Origin of the sequence: Palleronia pelagia (assembly GCF_900110115.1) — a bacterium.
Classification (GTDB): domain Bacteria; phylum Pseudomonadota; class Alphaproteobacteria; order Rhodobacterales; family Rhodobacteraceae; genus Palleronia; species Palleronia pelagia.
Map to the genome: position 1 here is coordinate 25,984 of NZ_FOCM01000007.1, position 14,717 is coordinate 40,700.

Consider the following 14,717-nt stretch of genomic DNA (forward strand, 5'->3'; position numbering starts at 1 on the left):
GGACCCATGGGAATCCTTGAAGTCAAGAACGTGGGCAAGCGCTTCGGCGGGTTGCAGGCCCTGGGGGACGTGAACCTCAGCGTGAAGGAAAACACCTGCCACGCGATCATCGGGCCCAACGGGGCGGGCAAGTCCACCCTGCTGAACTGCCTGATCGGCAAGCTGATCCCCGACACGGGCAGCGTCATGTTCGACGGCCAGTCGGTGCTGGGGCGCAAGCCGCACGAGATCAACCAGATGGGCATTTCCCGGGTGTTCCAGACACCCGAGATCTTCGGCGACCTGTCGGTGTTCGAGAACGTGATGATCCCCTGCTTCGCCAAGCGGGACGGATCGTTCCGGATGCACGCCTACGAGTCCTGCGACGCCGAGACCGACATCATCGCCAAGGCCGAGGCGATGCTGGACGAGGTCAACATGCTGGAAAAGCGCAACGTCGTGGCCTCGTCCCTGTCGCGCGGCGACAAGCGGCGGCTCGAGATGGCCATGTGCCTCAGCCAGAAGCCCAAGCTGCTGCTGCTGGACGAACCCACCGCCGGCATGGCGCGGGCCGATACCAACAACACCATCGACCTGCTGAAGACCATCAAGGCCAAGGGCGAACTGACCATGTGCATCATCGAGCACGACATGCACGTGGTCTTCTCGCTCGCCGACCGGATCACGGTGCTCGCCCAGGGCACGCCGCTGGTCGAGGACACACCCGAGAACATCAAGGGCCATCCGAAGGTCCGCGAAGCCTACCTGGGCGAGGCCGAGGTTTAGGGGCCGCCGCGGCGCGGGCCCGCCCCGCGCCGTGTTTCTTGAGCAATACGGGACGGTCTTCTTGCAAAGATCGCCGGGAGGAGACGAAAGACCATGAACGCGCCCTTCAACAAGCACGCCAACAACGCGGCCACCGCGCCGGCCTTCTTGAGCATCTCCAATATCGAGGCCTATTACGGCGAGAGCTACATCGTCCAGGACGTGAGCTTCAACGTCCACGAGGGCGAGATCCTGGCCCTGCTCGGCCGCAACGGCGCGGGCAAGACCTCGACCCTGCGCGCCATCGCGCGGCTCGACAACCCGGCGCTGCGCCACGGCGAAATCTGGCTCGACCACCAGCCCCTGCACGAAATGCGGTCCCACCAGGCCGCCGCCGCAGGCATCCAGCTGGTGCCCGAGGACCGGCGCATCATCCCTGGCCTCACGGTCGAGGAGAACCTGCAATTGGCCCAGATCGCGCCGCCCAAGGGCTGGGGGATCGAGCGGGTGTACGAGCTGTTTCCCCGCCTCAAGGAACGCCGCCGCCAGGAGGGCGTGACGCTCTCGGGCGGCGAGCAGCAGATGCTGGCCATTGCCCGGGCACTCTGCCGCGACATCAAGGTGCTGCTCCTGGACGAGCCGTACGAGGGGCTCGCCCCCGTGATCGTGCAGGAGATCGCCAAGACGCTGAACATCATCCGCGACCAGGGCATCACGACCATCCTTGTCGAGCAGAACGCGGTGGCCGCGCTCAAGCTCGCCGACCGGGCCGTGATCCTCGACACCGGGTCGGTGGTCTATGACGGCTCGGCCCAGGAGGTGCTGGACGACGAGGCGCTGCGCGCCGAGTACCTGGCCATCTAGGACGAATTTACGAGGGCCCGCCCCGCTCCGCCCGGATAGACCCGGGGGGCGACTGGCCTATGTGCCCGCACAAGTGAAGGAGGAGGAACCGATGCCAGAGACCGACGTGGAAAAACACGCGCCCAGCCCCGATTTCGTCAAGACGGCGCACGTGGATGCCGCCAAGTACGAAGAAATGTATGCCGCCTCGATCGCCGACCCGGACGCTTTCTGGGGCGAGCACGGTAAGCGCATCGACTGGATCAAGCCCTTCACCAAGGTGAAGAACACCGATTTCACCTATGGCAAGGTCGACATCCGCTGGTTCGAGGACGGCACGCTGAACGTGGCCGCCAACTGCATCGACCGCCACCTGAAGGACCGCGGCGACCAGACCGCCATCATCTGGGTCCCGGACGAGGATGACGGCAGCGACCAGCACATCACCTACCAGCAGCTGCACGCCCACGTGGGCAAGTTCGCCAACGTGCTGAAGGAAATGGGCGTCGGCAAGGGCGACCGGGTGGTGATCTACCTGCCGATGATCCCCCAGGCGGCCTATGCCATGCTGGCCTGCGCGCGCATCGGCGCCATCCACTCGGTGGTCTTCGCGGGCTTCTCGCCCGACGCGCTGGCCAGCCGCGTGAACGGCTCCGAGGCCAAGGTGGTCATCACCGCCGACGGCGGCCCCCGCGGCGGCCGCGTCACCGCGCTGAAGGACAACGCCGACAAGGCCTTCGCCAAGGTCAATCACGACGCCAAGATGCTGGTGGTCAAGCGCGCGGGCAACGACATCTCGTGGACCGAGGGCCGCGACCACTGGCTGCACGAGATGGAGGACAAGGTCTCCGACGACTGCCCGGCCGAGGAGATGAATGCAGAGGATCCGCTGTTCATCCTCTACACCTCGGGCTCGACCGGCCAGCCCAAGGGCGTGGTCCATAGCCAGGGCGGCTACATCGTCTATACCGCGATGACCCACCAGTACACGTTCGACTACCACGATGGCGACATCTACTGGTGCACCGCGGACGTGGGCTGGGTGACCGGCCACAGCTATATCGTCTACGGGCCGCTCGCCAACGGCGCGACCACCGTGATGTTCGAGGGCGTGCCCACCTATCCCGATGCGGGCCGCTGCTGGAAGGTCTGCCAGGACCACGGCGTGAACCAGTTCTACACCGCCCCCACCGCCATTCGCGCGCTCATGGGCAAGGGGACCGAGTTCGTCGAGAAATACGACCTGTCGTCGCTGAAGGTCCTGGGCACGGTGGGCGAGCCCATCAACCCCGAGGCCTGGAACTGGTACAACGACGTGGTCGGCAAGGGGAAATGCCCCATCGTCGACACCTGGTGGCAGACCGAGACGGGCGGCCACATGCTGACCCCCCTGCCCGGCGCCACGCCCACCAAGCCCGGCTCGGCCACGCGCCCGTTCTTCGGCGTGCAGCCCGTGGTGCTGGATCCCGAAAGCGGGAAGGTCAAGGAAGGCAACGGCGTCGAGGGCGTGCTGGCCATCGCCGACAGCTGGCCGTCGCAGATGCGCACGGTCTACGGCGACCACGACCGGTTCATGAACACCTACTTCCAGCAGTACAAGGGCTACTACTTCACCGAAGACGGCTGCATGCGAGACGAGGACGGGTATTACTGGATCACCGGCCGCGTAGACGACGTGCTGAACGTGTCGGGCCACCGTATGGGCACCGCCGAGATCGAGAGCGCGCTGGTCGCCCACAAGGCGGTGAACGAGGCCGCGGTGGTCGGTGTGCCCCACGACGTGAAGGGCCAGGCGATCTACTGCTACGTGTCGCTCATGGACGGCAACCAGCCCTCGGACGAGCTGAAGAAAGAGCTTCAGGACTGGGTCCGCGGCGAGATCGGGCCCATCGCCAAGCCCGACTACATCCAGTGGGCGCCCGGGCTGCCCAAGACCCGCTCGGGCAAGATCATGCGCCGCATCCTGCGCAAGGTCGCCGTGAACGAGCACGACCAGCTGGGCGATACCTCGACCCTGGCCGAGCCCGAGGTGGTCGACGACCTGATCGAGAACCGGCTGAACAAGTAGACGGGGTTTTGAACGAGTACCGGGCGCGGGGCGCAAGCTCCGCGCTTTTTTTGTGTGAAAGTGCTTGCTCAGGGAGGATCTCTGACAGCGCCAGTAGCAAGGCTGTAGAGCGGATTTTTGAACTGTGAGGGAGAACGCAGGTCGAAGATGTGGAGGCGAAAGCCCTTCCCGAACAGGCCACAGGGTTGATAGAGTCGGGTTAGCTCAGCATTGAATCCAACGGTGAATTTTGTTTCCTATCCTTATCTCAGCGCCATCTACTCTGTATTTCTTTACACGAGACGATGATGATGACTTCGACATAGACATCGAGAAGGTCAATTCGGGCACCTATAGTCCGCTGAAACTCCATCGTGTATCTTTCTTCTTAGACGCTGGATTGGAAGGTGGGAGCCCTATGGGTTTCGGCTTTGATGGATCAATGCTGCTACCCAGAACTCCCTCAGTATCTACGCCCGACGCAGCAATGGATTGTTTCAATTGCGTGAAGGCTGCGATGATGCTGGGAGGACTAGCGCTGGATGCGTCAACCCACGGGACGATGGGATTCGGTGAGTTAAAATCAACCGGCTACTTTAGATACACTCGCGCTCTGGGCTCCGAGGCCCAAATCAGTCAAGCCCTCCAAGAAGGCGGCGCTGGTGGCCAGCTAAATATTTCGTTGTTGTCTCCAAGGCGAATTACCCAGAATGAAGTTGAGGATGCTTACGTCGAGGGCCAAAAGGTCTTTAGCCATTTGACCAACCTTAACGCCGCATACCTCTCTTTAGCATATTCAAGTCTGCGCCGCTCGGAAACGCGTAATGCTCTAGTTTTTGGCTGGGTTGCCTGCGAGCAAGTCATCCAGCAAATATGGGACGAGTTTTTGATTGGGGAAATAAAATTTTACGGCACGGAAAATCGAAGAAAGCGCCTCAAAGAGACGAGAAATGTCGCGCCAAAGTTAGAGCTTTTAGCGTTGGCCAAGATAATCTCAGAAGATACCTATGAGACGCTAGCCGTCGCCCGGAAAGCTAGGAATAATTTTGCCCACAAGGGCGGGGCTGTAACCTTCAATAGTGCTCTGGAATGCGTAAAGGGTCTGATCCTACTGATACAAGAATTCGCTGACCTTAAGGGCGTGTCGACAGGCACCTCGCACCTCTTCGAGATCTACAATGCAAGCGAAAAAGAAGACGCGGAACGCTCCGGGCTAGGGGCAACCAATGCAGAAAACATCGATTGGGAGAACGTCAAGTATTGGCGAGAGATGTATAAGATTCCGGGCGATGAACGCTGGGAGGGCGACAAAAGTCTTCTGGATGGCATCGAACTCATGGATGCAACTGAGGATGAAGACGGGAAAGCTGACTGAGGGCGAAATGACTGTCCGAGCGTCAGATTGGGCGAACAGGAGCAATGATTAGCCTTTGCTTCGCCAGCGCTGTTTGAATGAGTCGTGGAACCATGCCCCCCAAAGACTACCCCGAAACCCCCGATGGCCGCTACTTCGTCTCCAAGGGGCGGCTGTGGCGGAAGACCGACCCGCGCCTCGACGACAGCGAACGGCGGGCAGCGGTGAAGGCGCTCATGCAGGCGCGGCGCGACGTGGGGCGGGCCGAGACGGAGGCACAGGAACGCGACGCCCGCGACCGGGTGGACGCCGCCAAGAAGCGGTTGGGCGAACGCGGGCCGGTCTGGTGGGACGACGGTGCGCCAGACGAGACGCGTAAGGCGCCCTGGAACTCCAGCTACGCGGAGTGGTGGGACGGGCTCGACGACGACGCAAGGGCGCGCGGCAACCCCGACTAGCGGCCGTGGCTGCCGTCGTAGCCGCTGACCCGGGTCGCCTGCCAGTTGCGAAGCACGTCGTCGGCGGGTCGCAGCACCTCCATGCGCAAGGCGTGGCAGACCGCCGTGTCCGACGAATGCTCGGCCCCGCAATCGCCGCCGGGGCATGCGCTCAGCACCGCCAGCAGGTCGATCTCGGCCAGAAGGTCCAGGTGATCGCCCGCCCGCGCCGGGCTGGCCTTCATGAAGTATCGCCCCTCATCGGCGGTGAAGCCCGTGCACATGAACACGTTCAGAACGTCGTGCACGTAGGGCTCGGCCTCGTGCAGGCTCAAGCCGGTGGCGTCGGCCAGCGCGCGGGTCAGGTTGGAATGGCAGCAGTGGTGATAGTCGCCGCCGCCCAGCAGGTGCGCGGTGTAGGGATCGCAGCGCGTGCCGATGACGTCATGCACCCGCCCGCCGAACGCGTCCGTGCCGTACCAGTCCAGGCTGTCGGCGATCACAGTCGCCATGGGCCGCAGGTAGGGAAACCCCGACCACAGCCGGTCGCCGACGTCGACATGAGTGCCGTGCAGCGCCCGCGTCTTGCCGCTGTAGAACCGTTCGGACAGGTTGCCGTCGGCGAACAGGTTCAGGTCCCCCACCTGCGCGCCGTCCGGGCAGGCGATGCGCAACACGTGGCCCGCGGGCACACGGATGGCCGCCGCGTCGCGCGGCGGGACGCGCACCTGGTCGACCGCGCGCAGATCGGACCTGACACGGGCGATACGGTCGGCATCGACCGGCGGCAGGGCATCGGTGGGATAGCAGATGACCGGCGCGACCGCGCGCCGGCGGTCGGCGTCGTCAGGTGACGGCATCGCCATCGCAGACCTGCTGGCCGGTGGCATCGCGCAGCGGGATCCCCGTGGGGGTGGCCGACGCCTCGAGCGCGAGGCCCCAGCACCCGTTCGAATCCCGGATCAGGAAGCCGGGGTTCATGCCCTGCGGCAGCGCCGCCAGCGCGGCGGCCGAGGGCTGCGCGCTCCGCCCGCCCGTTGCTTCGACACATCCCGTGAGGGCGACCAGCGCCGCGACCAGAATTAGCTGACGTCTCACCCGGCGCCCCCCTTTCAAATCCATATCGCGGCGACGCTACCATGGCCCCCCGGGGGGTCAAGCAGGCCGCTTTTGGGAAATTTGTCGGCGGTTTCGATTGTGGCATTAAGGTTCTGTTCACCTCCCGGACCCAGATTAAGAGGAAGTTAACCTCAACGCCCCGAGGCCCCGCCCCATGCTGTCCGTCGACACACCGCCCGACATCGCGATGTTCCGCCTCGCCGGGCTGCGCCAGGCCGCACGGCGCGAGGCGCGCAGGCTCGAGGCTGCGGCGGGATCGCGGTCGGAATACTACGCGGCCCCCGCCCCCGCTCCGGTGGCCGCGGGACCCGTCCGCAGGCTTGCCCTGACACGGGTGCCGTCCCTGCCGCTGCCCCCGCCGGCCCAAGGCGCGCGGACGGCGAACCATGCCCCGGTGACGGGGGCGCCGCGCGAAAGGCAACTCGACGCACTTTTCTAGGCTCCCCCCGTCCCGTGGCGCGCCGCTGGCCCCTGCTCTAGGCGCGTCCGGCCGCCCGTATTGGCCCCGAAGACCCAACCCGCTTTCCACCTGCGGCCGGCTGCCCTATATGTGGCGATTGACAGGCTCCGGAACACACGGGGCGGCAGAGGGAACGAGGAATGCATGGCCGACAACCCGCACAAGAATGACGTGAGCTTCATCAAGGCACTGGCCGAGCTGCTGCGCGAGAACGATCTGACCGAATTGCGGGTCAAGCGGGAATATGGCGAGGACGACAGCCTGGACGTGCGCGTGAGCCGCGAAAAGCACGTGGTCGCCCAGGCCACCGCCGCGCCCGCCCCGGCCCCCGCGCCCGCCGCGCAGGCCCCCGCGGCGCAACCCGCGCCCGAGCCGGTGAACGACGACCCGGCCAGCCAGCCCGGCGCCGTGACGTCGCCCATGGTGGGCACCGTCTACATGGCGCCTGAACCTGGCGCGGCCAATTTCGTGTCGACCGGCGACACCGTGAGCGAAGGCCAGACGCTGCTGATCGTCGAGGCCATGAAGACCATGAACCACATCCCGGCGCCGCGCGCGGGCAAGGTCAAGCGCATCCTGATCGAGGATGGCGCCCCGGTGGAATTCGGCGCCCCCCTGATGATCATCGAATAAGGCGCAGGCATGTTCGACAAGATCCTGATTGCCAACCGCGGCGAAATCGCCCTTCGCGTCATCCGGGCCGCCCGCGAGATGGGCGTGGCCACGGTGGCGGTGCACTCCACCGCCGACTCGGACGCGATGCACGTGCGCATGGCCGACGAATCCGTGTGCATCGGCCCGCCCTCGGCCGCGCAAAGCTACCTGAGTTTTCCGGCCATCATCTCGGCCTGCGAGATCACGGGCGCGCAGGCGATCCATCCCGGCTATGGCTTCCTGTCCGAGAACGCCAATTTCGTGCAGATCGTCGAGGATCACGAGCTGACCTTCATCGGCCCCCGGGCCGAGCATATCCGCATGATGGGCGACAAGATCACCGCCAAGGACACGATGAAGAAACTGGGCGTGCCCTGCGTGCCCGGCAGCGATGGCGGCGTCGCCGACCTGGACGAGGCCGGGAAAGTCGCCGGCCACATGGGCTACCCGGTCATCATCAAGGCCACCGCCGGCGGCGGCGGGCGCGGCATGAAGCTGGCCCGGTCCGAGGGCGAACTGGAGCAGGCCTGGTATTCCGCGCGGTCCGAGGCCAAGGCCGCGTTCGGCAACGACGAGGTCTATATCGAGAAATACCTGGGCACCCCGCGCCATATCGAGGTGCAGGTCTTCGGCGACGGCAAGGGCAACGCCGTGCACCTGGGCGAGCGGGATTGCTCGCTGCAACGTCGCCACCAGAAGGTCTTCGAAGAGGCGCCCGGCCCCGCCATCACCCCCGAACAACGCGCCGAGATCGGCCGCACCTGCGCCGAGGCCGTGGCGAACATCAATTACGCCGGCGCCGGCACCATCGAGTTCCTGTTCGAGGACGGCCAGTTCTATTTCATCGAAATGAACACCCGCCTCCAGGTCGAGCACCCGGTGACCGAGGCAGTGTTCGGCGTGGACCTCGTGCGCGAGCAGATCCGGGTCGCGGCGGGGCTGCCCATGTCCTTCGGCCAGGACGACCTGAGCATCAACGGACACGCCATCGAGGTGCGGCTGAACGCAGAAAAGCTGCCCAGCTTCAGCCCCTCGCCCGGCCGGATCTCGCAGTATCATGCGCCCGGCGGCCTGGGCGTGCGGATGGACAGCGCGCTTTACGACGGCTACCGGATCCCGCCCTACTACGACAGCCTGATCGGCAAGCTGATCGTTCACGGCCGCGACCGGCCCGAGGCGCTGTCGCGCCTCAGCCGCGCCCTGGGCGAGTTGATCATCGACGGCGTGGACACCACCGTGCCGCTGTTCCATGCCCTGCTGCGCGAGCCCGCCGTTCAAAGCGGCGACTATACCATCCACTGGCTCGAGCACTGGCTCGAAACCAACCTGCAGTAACGGCGGCGGGATGCAGCGCATCTCGCCGGATCTCCTGGTTCAGGCCTACGCCCAGGGCGTGTTCCCCATGGCCGACAGCCGCGAGTCCGCGGACGTGTTCTGGGTCGATCCGCAATTGCGCGGCGTCCTGCCCCTGGACGGCTTCCACCTGTCGCGGTCGTTGCGCAGGACCATCCGCCGGGCGCCTTTCGACATCAGCTTCGACCGCGATTTCGACGGCGTGATCGCGGGCTGCGCCGACCGGGACGAAACCTGGATCAACGACGAGATCGCGGCCTCCTACGGCCTCCTGCACCGCTCGGGGCTCGCCCATTCCATCGAGCTTTGGGACGAAGATGGCGCACTGGCCGGAGGAGTCTATGGCGTGAGCCTTGGCGCGGCGTTCTTCGGCGAATCGATGTTTTCGCGCCGCCGCGACGCGTCGAAGATCGCACTGGCCTACCTGGTGGACCGGTTGCAAAGCTGCGGCTATCGGCTGTTCGATACCCAGTTCATCACGCCGCACCTGGCCTCACTCGGCGGTGTCGAGATCTCGCGCGCCGAGTACCGCAAGCGCCTGGCCGCCGCGCTGTCCGAGCGGGCGCAGTTCCGGGCCGATCTGCCGATCCCGACGCCCGATCAGCTGGTGCAGCGCATGACCCAGACGTCGTAGCGGCGATCCTCCAGCGCGTTCAGCGCCGGGGACGAGGCGACCATCCACCCGGCGAACCGCGGCTCGGCCACGCCCGCGTCACGGATCACGAGATAGGCATAGGCGTTGCCCGACGGGTTCTCGACCGGGTAGCGACACTCGCCCAGCGTCACCTGTAGTCGCCCCACCTCCTCGGTGTCGCCCTGCGTCAGCGAAATGTCCCGCACCTGCCCCGTGGTCTTGTCGAGGCTGCGCAGCACGACGCCCGCCGCCCGGTCGGTGCGGTCCTGCGCGACGATCGTGTCGCGGAACTGCGCCGTGGCGGGCACCGCCGTCACGGCCAGCGCCAGCGCCGCCATAAGCCGGATCATTCCGGGCTCCACGCCTCGTAATCGGCGCGCGGCTTCGGTTCGGGATTGCGGATCGACCCGGCGGGCGCATAGGCCGCGGGCGTGCCGGTCAGGTTGGGAACGTGCGGTTTTTCCCACTCGCGATGGGTCAGCGGACGTTCGGTCGGCGGCTCGTTCCAAGTGTGGTGCAGCCAGCCGTGCCAGTCGGGGTCGATGCGGCTGCCCTCGACCTCGCCATTGTAGATCACCCAGCGGCGCGACCCGTCGGCGTTCTGGTAGAACACGTTGCCCTGCCCGTCTTCGCCAACCTTGGTGCCGTGGCGCCAGGACCAGATACGGGTGTTCAGCGTGGCGCCGTCCCACCATGTGATCGCGCTGAGGATCTTTTTCAGAATGCCCATGGAGCCTCCTTCGGGTTGTGCCAGATATGGCCCAGAGCGACCTCAACGTCCAGAGGGTTGGCGGGCCGTCACCTCGATCTCGATCCGCATCTCGGGGGCTTGCAGGCGCGCCGACATCATCGTCGCCGCCGGCGGCGCGTCGCCAAAGGCCGCACGCGTGACCGGCCAGCAGGCGGGCCAGTCGTCAGGGTCGGGCAGGATATAGCTCACCCGGACAACGTCGCGCAGGCTCGCGCCCAACTCGGCCAAGGCGCCATCGATGGTGGCCAGAGCGTTGCGGCATTGCTGCACCACGTCCTGCGGCATCTCCATGGTGGCGTAGTCATAGCCGGTGGTTCCGGCCACGAAAATCCAGCCATCGCAGGCCACCGCGCGAGAATATCCAATCCGCGTCTCGAACGGGGAATTTGTCGTCACGCGCCGCACAATGTCCTCGGGATGCCCAAATTTTGCCTGATCCTTCCACAACCTTGGGGGCAAGAGCCAGCAAAGAAGTCATCCCATGCGCCTGATCAAGCTTACCCTCTTCGGATGCGGTCTCATCGCCGTCGCGACCCTGTTCAGCGCGGGTGGCGCGACCGGCGTGATCCCGGTCTCGACCGCATCGCCCACCGCCGGCGCGGCCCTGAGCGCGGCCGGTGCCACCGCGCCCTCGACGGCGCCGAGCCTGCTGGAGCGGACGGTGCGACTGACCCTGCGCATGGCTCGCGAAATGGAGGAAAAGCGCGCTGGGCACGGCGCTCGGTTCCAGAACAGCTTTGCCGAACAGGACAACGCACCGCGAAGTCTGACGCTGGAGCCGATCCAAAGCGTGCCGACCGCGGACCGCAGCCTCGCACGCCTCGGCGCGGATCAGCCTGTCAGAGTACCAACGCCACGCCCCCGCCCCTGAGAGCCGGGGCGCAATGCCGCAAAGGAAAACGCCGCGCCCCGGGGGCGCGGCGTTTTGGGTCAACCGGCGCTGGCCGGCGTGCCAGTTTTCTTGCTTTCGGAATATATCATCAGCGGGGCCGCCTCCGAGGTCACGGCCTCCTCGTTGACGACGACTTCGTCCACGCTGTCCATGCCCGGCAGGTCGAACATCGTGTCGAGCAGGATGTCCTCCATGATCGACCGCAGGCCGCGTGCGCCGGTCTTGCGCTCGATCGCGCGCTTGGCGATGGCGGTCAGCGCGTCGTCGGTGAAGGTCAGCGCGGCGTCTTCCAGCTCGAACAGGCGCTGGTACTGCTTGACCAGGGCATTCTTCGGCTTGGTCAGGATGGTGACCAGCGCTTCCTCGTCCAGATCCTCGAGCGTGGCAATCACCGGAAGGCGACCGACGAATTCGGGGATCAGGCCGAATTTCAGCAGGTCTTCGGGCTCGAGCTCGGTAAACATCTCGCCCACGCCCCGCGCCTCGGCGTCCTTGACGTCGGCGCCGAACCCGATGGCGCTGCCCTTGCCGCGCTGGCTGATGATCTTCTCGAGCCCCGCGAAGGCGCCGCCGCAGATGAACAGGATATTCGTGGTGTCCACCTGCAGGAATTCCTGCTGCGGATGCTTGCGCCCGCCCTGGGGCGGCACGCTGGCCACGGTGCCTTCCATGATCTTCAGCAGCGCCTGCTGCACGCCCTCGCCCGACACGTCGCGCGTTATGGACGGGTTGTCGGACTTGCGGGTGATCTTGTCGACCTCGTCGATATAGACGATGCCGCGCTGCGCGCGCTCGACATTGTATTCGCTGGCCTGGAGAAGCTTCAGGATGATGTTCTCGACATCCTCGCCCACGTAGCCCGCCTCGGTCAGCGTCGTGGCGTCGGCCATGGTGAACGGCACATCAAGGATCCGCGCCAGCGTTTGCGCCAGCAGCGTCTTGCCGCAGCCCGTGGGGCCGATCAGCAGGATGTTCGACTTGTTGAGTTCGATGTCGGATTTACCGGCGTGGTTCAGCCGCTTGTAGTGGTTGTGCACGGCCACCGACAGCACCCGCTTGGCGTGCATCTGGCCGATCACGTAGTCGTCGAGGACTTCGCAGATTTCCTTGGGCGTGGGCACCCCGTCCGAGGCCTTCAGCCCGGCAGACTTGGTCTCCTCGCGGATGATGTCCATGCACAGCTCGACGCATTCGTCGCAGATGAACACGGTGGGACCGGCGATGAGCTTGCGCACCTCGTGCTGGGATTTCCCGCAGAAGCTGCAGTAAAGCGTGTTCTTGCTGTCGCCTGAATTCGTAGCCATCGTCTATCCTTCCGGGCCGCCGGACCCGTTGCGTCGTCTTTGGTCGGGGACAATATTCCCCGTGGCTTCTCCACCCTTTCGGGCAGACTAGGGCACCGCCCAGAGGCCCGCAATCGCAAAAACCTGCGCCGCGGGCCGCCGGAAAACGGGCCCCGTCAGTCGTCGCCCTTGGCGCGGTTTTCGACGATCTCGTCGATCAGGCCCCACTCCTTGGCCTCCTCGGGGGACATGAAATTGTCCCGCTCCAGCGCGTCGACGACCTTCTTCATGGGCTGGCCTGTATGCTTGACGTAGATCTCGTTCAGCCGGTCCTTCAGCTTCTGCGTCTCCTGCGCGTGGATCATGATGTCGGTGGCCTGGCCCTGGTAGCCGCCCGAGGGCTGGTGCACCATCACGCGGCTGTTGGGCAGCGAGAACCGCATCCCCGGCTCGCCCGCGGTCAGCAGCAGCGACCCCATCGAGGCCGCCTGCCCCACCACCAGCGTGCTGACCGGCGGCTTGATGTACTGCATGGTGTCGTAGATCGACAGGCCGCTGGTGACGACGCCACCGGGGCTGTTGATATACATGCTGATCTCTTTCTTGGGGTTCTCGGCCTCGAGATGCAGCAGCTGCGCCACGATCAGCGACGACATGCCGTCGTGGACCGGCCCCGACAGGAAGATGATCCGTTCCTTCAGAAGCCGCGAGAAGATGTCGTAAGCACGCTCGCCCCGGCTGGTCTGCTCGACGACCATGGGGACGAGATTCATCATGTGCTCGATGGGGTTTTGCATGTGCCTGCCTTCAGCTTGGGTGTGATCGCGAATAAGGTGCGTCGGGTTGAAAGAGTCTTAGTAGCGCGCCCTGCCAGCCGCAAGGGACGCCCCGTTCACCACGCCGCGCGCATGAGCTCGATCAGCGTCCCGGTCGAAAGCGTCACCGGGTTGCCCTTCATCGACGACGACCCCTGCGCCGCCGCGGCCACGTCCGACAGGTCGTCCTCCGATAGACCCATGTCGCCCAGCCCCGGCAGGCCCGCGTCGCGCGACCAGCGGGCCAGGTCCGCGCCGCCCAGCGCCGCGTCGATCCAGCCCCGCACGTCCTCGATCCGCTCCGCCAGGGCGCCATCGGCGGCCGCGGCGTTGGCCTCCAGCACATGCGGCAAAAGCGCGCCGCAGACTGCCCCGTGCGGCGCTTGCGCCACGCCGCCGATCGGCCCGGCCAGCCCGTGCACCGCGCCCAGCCCCGCGTTGGCCAGTGCCAGGCCGCCCGAGAGAGAGCAGTAGGCCAGCGCATCGCGCGCATCCGGATCGTCGCCCTCCATCAGCCGCGCCAACGCCGCCAAACCGCCCGGGATGGCGGCGCGGCAGAGCGCGTCGGTCAGCGGGTTTGCCTTGGCACTCAGGTAGGGCTCGATCACCTGCGTCACCGCGTCCAGCCCCGAGGCCAGCGTCACGCCGCGCGGCGCGCCGTCGGTCAGTTCCGGGTCCACCACGGCCAGGTCCGCCAGCATCCGGTCGTCGCGCAGGCTGACCTTGCGCCGCGCCTCGGGCACCCCGATGACCGCGTTCTTCGTGACCTCGGCCCCGGTGCCGGCGGTGGTGGGCAGCGCGACGAACGGCAGCGGCGCGGCCTCCAGCGGCAGCCCCTTCCCCACGACCTCCAGGTGATCCATCAGCGGACTGGGGCTGGGGCGCAGCCCGGCGATGGCCTTGCCGGTATCGATCACCGCGCCGCCCCCCAGGGACACGATCACCTCGGCCCCCTCGGCCGCCGCCACGCCCGCCTGGATCGTCGCGACATCTGGCTCCCCGCACACGGCGAAACGGTCCACGGTGCAGCCCTCGGCCACCAGCGCCTCGGCCAGCCAGTCCGAGCGCGCCGCCGTGCCGCCGCCCACCAGCAGGACCCGGCGGCCCAGCGCGGCGACATCGGGCGCGACCGCGCGCGCCGTGCCCCTCCCGAACCGGATTTCGGTCGCGGTGCAAAACGTGAATGGTGTCATGGTGTCCCTCCTTGCCGTGAAGATCTGGCGCGCCGCCTCCGGAACGCCACCACCCTTGGCTTCATCTTTCCATAAATACCCGGACGCGCCACCCGACCCCGGCGCGACATCCGGCCCTCTCGCCCCGCCGGGTACGCC

18 protein-coding genes are annotated in these 14,717 nt (G+C 66.0%); 10 read left to right on the plus strand and 8 right to left on the minus strand.

Features of this window, described 5'->3' with window-relative positions; translation table 11 throughout:
• Positions 1–6 precede the first annotated feature (6 nt).
• From BMX96_RS14560 to BMX96_RS14580, 5 genes are all read left to right on the plus strand, one after another.
• Complete coding sequence (locus tag BMX96_RS14560; protein ID WP_073129093.1) at positions 7–765, plus strand: ABC transporter ATP-binding protein; 759 nt, start codon at positions 7–9, stop codon at positions 763–765.
• 93 nt (positions 766–858) lie between these two features.
• Positions 859–1,608, plus strand: a complete 750-nt coding sequence (locus BMX96_RS14565; RefSeq protein ID WP_091846158.1) for an ABC transporter ATP-binding protein — start codon at positions 859–861, stop codon at positions 1,606–1,608.
• A gap of 91 nt (positions 1,609–1,699) precedes the next feature.
• The gene (acs, locus tag BMX96_RS14570; RefSeq protein WP_091846159.1) at positions 1,700–3,655 is read left to right on the plus strand and encodes an acetate--CoA ligase; all 1,956 of its coding nucleotides are present in this window, start codon (positions 1,700–1,702) and stop codon (positions 3,653–3,655) included.
• 397 nt (positions 3,656–4,052) lie between these two features.
• Positions 4,053–5,009, plus strand: coding sequence for a hypothetical protein (locus BMX96_RS14575; protein WP_139210111.1), 957 nt, complete (start codon positions 4,053–4,055; stop codon positions 5,007–5,009).
• A gap of 92 nt (positions 5,010–5,101) precedes the next feature.
• A complete protein-coding gene (locus tag BMX96_RS14580) occupies positions 5,102–5,446 on the plus strand; it encodes a hypothetical protein (protein ID WP_091846161.1) in 345 nt (114 codons plus the stop codon).
• On the opposite strand, the gene BMX96_RS14585 is transcribed toward BMX96_RS14580, so the two are convergent.
• Both BMX96_RS14585 and BMX96_RS14590 read right to left on the minus strand, forming a co-directional pair.
• A complete protein-coding gene (locus BMX96_RS14585; RefSeq protein WP_091846282.1) occupies positions 5,443–6,285 on the minus strand; it encodes an urea carboxylase-associated family protein in 843 nt (280 codons plus the stop codon). The genes BMX96_RS14580 and BMX96_RS14585 overlap by 4 nt on opposite strands.
• The gene (locus BMX96_RS14590) at positions 6,272–6,523 is read right to left on the minus strand and encodes a hypothetical protein (protein WP_091846162.1); all 252 of its coding nucleotides are present in this window, start codon (positions 6,521–6,523) and stop codon (positions 6,272–6,274) included. Before BMX96_RS14590 ends, BMX96_RS14585 begins: the two co-directional genes overlap by 14 nt.
• A gap of 175 nt (positions 6,524–6,698) precedes the next feature.
• Between BMX96_RS14590 and BMX96_RS14595 the strand changes: the two genes are divergently transcribed.
• The 4 genes from BMX96_RS14595 (at position 6,699) to aat (ending at position 9,645) form a co-directional block, all read left to right on the plus strand.
• Positions 6,699–6,983 (plus strand): hypothetical protein, encoded by a 285-nt coding sequence (locus BMX96_RS14595; protein WP_091846163.1) that lies wholly within the window; start codon positions 6,699–6,701, stop codon positions 6,981–6,983.
• 165 nt (positions 6,984–7,148) lie between these two features.
• Positions 7,149–7,637 carry an acetyl-CoA carboxylase biotin carboxyl carrier protein gene (gene accB, locus BMX96_RS14600; RefSeq protein WP_091846164.1) on the plus strand — a complete coding sequence of 163 codons (489 nt, stop codon included), beginning with the start codon at positions 7,149–7,151 and terminating at the stop codon, positions 7,635–7,637.
• A 9-nt stretch (positions 7,638–7,646) separates the two neighbouring features.
• Positions 7,647–8,993, plus strand: a complete 1,347-nt coding sequence (accC, locus tag BMX96_RS14605) for an acetyl-CoA carboxylase biotin carboxylase subunit (RefSeq protein WP_091846165.1) — start codon at positions 7,647–7,649, stop codon at positions 8,991–8,993.
• A gap of 10 nt (positions 8,994–9,003) precedes the next feature.
• Positions 9,004–9,645 (plus strand): leucyl/phenylalanyl-tRNA--protein transferase, encoded by a 642-nt coding sequence (gene aat, locus BMX96_RS14610; protein ID WP_073129085.1) that lies wholly within the window; start codon positions 9,004–9,006, stop codon positions 9,643–9,645.
• Here aat and BMX96_RS14615 read toward each other — a convergent pair.
• From BMX96_RS14615 to BMX96_RS14625, 3 genes are read right to left on the minus strand one after another with little or no spacing between them, the layout of a single operon-like run.
• The gene (locus BMX96_RS14615) at positions 9,612–9,995 is read right to left on the minus strand and encodes a DUF2155 domain-containing protein (protein ID WP_091846166.1); all 384 of its coding nucleotides are present in this window, start codon (positions 9,993–9,995) and stop codon (positions 9,612–9,614) included. The two genes, aat and BMX96_RS14615, sit on opposite strands and share 34 nt — an antisense overlap.
• Positions 9,992–10,375 carry an NADH:ubiquinone oxidoreductase subunit NDUFA12 gene (locus BMX96_RS14620; protein ID WP_091846167.1) on the minus strand — a complete coding sequence of 128 codons (384 nt, stop codon included), beginning with the start codon at positions 10,373–10,375 and terminating at the stop codon, positions 9,992–9,994. The genes BMX96_RS14615 and BMX96_RS14620 overlap by 4 nt, the downstream gene beginning before the upstream one ends.
• A 42-nt stretch (positions 10,376–10,417) precedes the next feature.
• Positions 10,418–10,792 (minus strand): RidA family protein, encoded by a 375-nt coding sequence (locus BMX96_RS14625; RefSeq protein WP_407944671.1) that lies wholly within the window; start codon positions 10,790–10,792, stop codon positions 10,418–10,420.
• 85 nt (positions 10,793–10,877) lie between these two features.
• Between BMX96_RS14625 and BMX96_RS14630 the strand changes: the two genes are divergently transcribed.
• A complete protein-coding gene (locus tag BMX96_RS14630) occupies positions 10,878–11,267 on the plus strand; it encodes a hypothetical protein (RefSeq protein ID WP_091846168.1) in 390 nt (129 codons plus the stop codon).
• A 59-nt stretch (positions 11,268–11,326) separates the two neighbouring features.
• On the opposite strand, the gene clpX is transcribed toward BMX96_RS14630, so the two are convergent.
• From clpX to BMX96_RS14645, 3 genes are all read right to left on the minus strand, one after another.
• Positions 11,327–12,592: an ATP-dependent Clp protease ATP-binding subunit ClpX gene (clpX, locus tag BMX96_RS14635; RefSeq protein WP_091846169.1), complete on the minus strand. Its 1,266-nt coding sequence runs from the start codon at positions 12,590–12,592 to the stop codon at positions 11,327–11,329.
• Positions 12,593–12,747: 155 nt separating this feature from the next.
• The gene (locus BMX96_RS14640) at positions 12,748–13,368 is read right to left on the minus strand and encodes an ATP-dependent Clp protease proteolytic subunit (RefSeq protein ID WP_073129080.1); all 621 of its coding nucleotides are present in this window, start codon (positions 13,366–13,368) and stop codon (positions 12,748–12,750) included.
• A 95-nt stretch (positions 13,369–13,463) separates the two neighbouring features.
• Positions 13,464–14,579 carry an iron-containing alcohol dehydrogenase gene (locus tag BMX96_RS14645; protein ID WP_091846170.1) on the minus strand — a complete coding sequence of 372 codons (1,116 nt, stop codon included), beginning with the start codon at positions 14,577–14,579 and terminating at the stop codon, positions 13,464–13,466.
• Positions 14,580–14,717 lie beyond the last annotated feature (138 nt).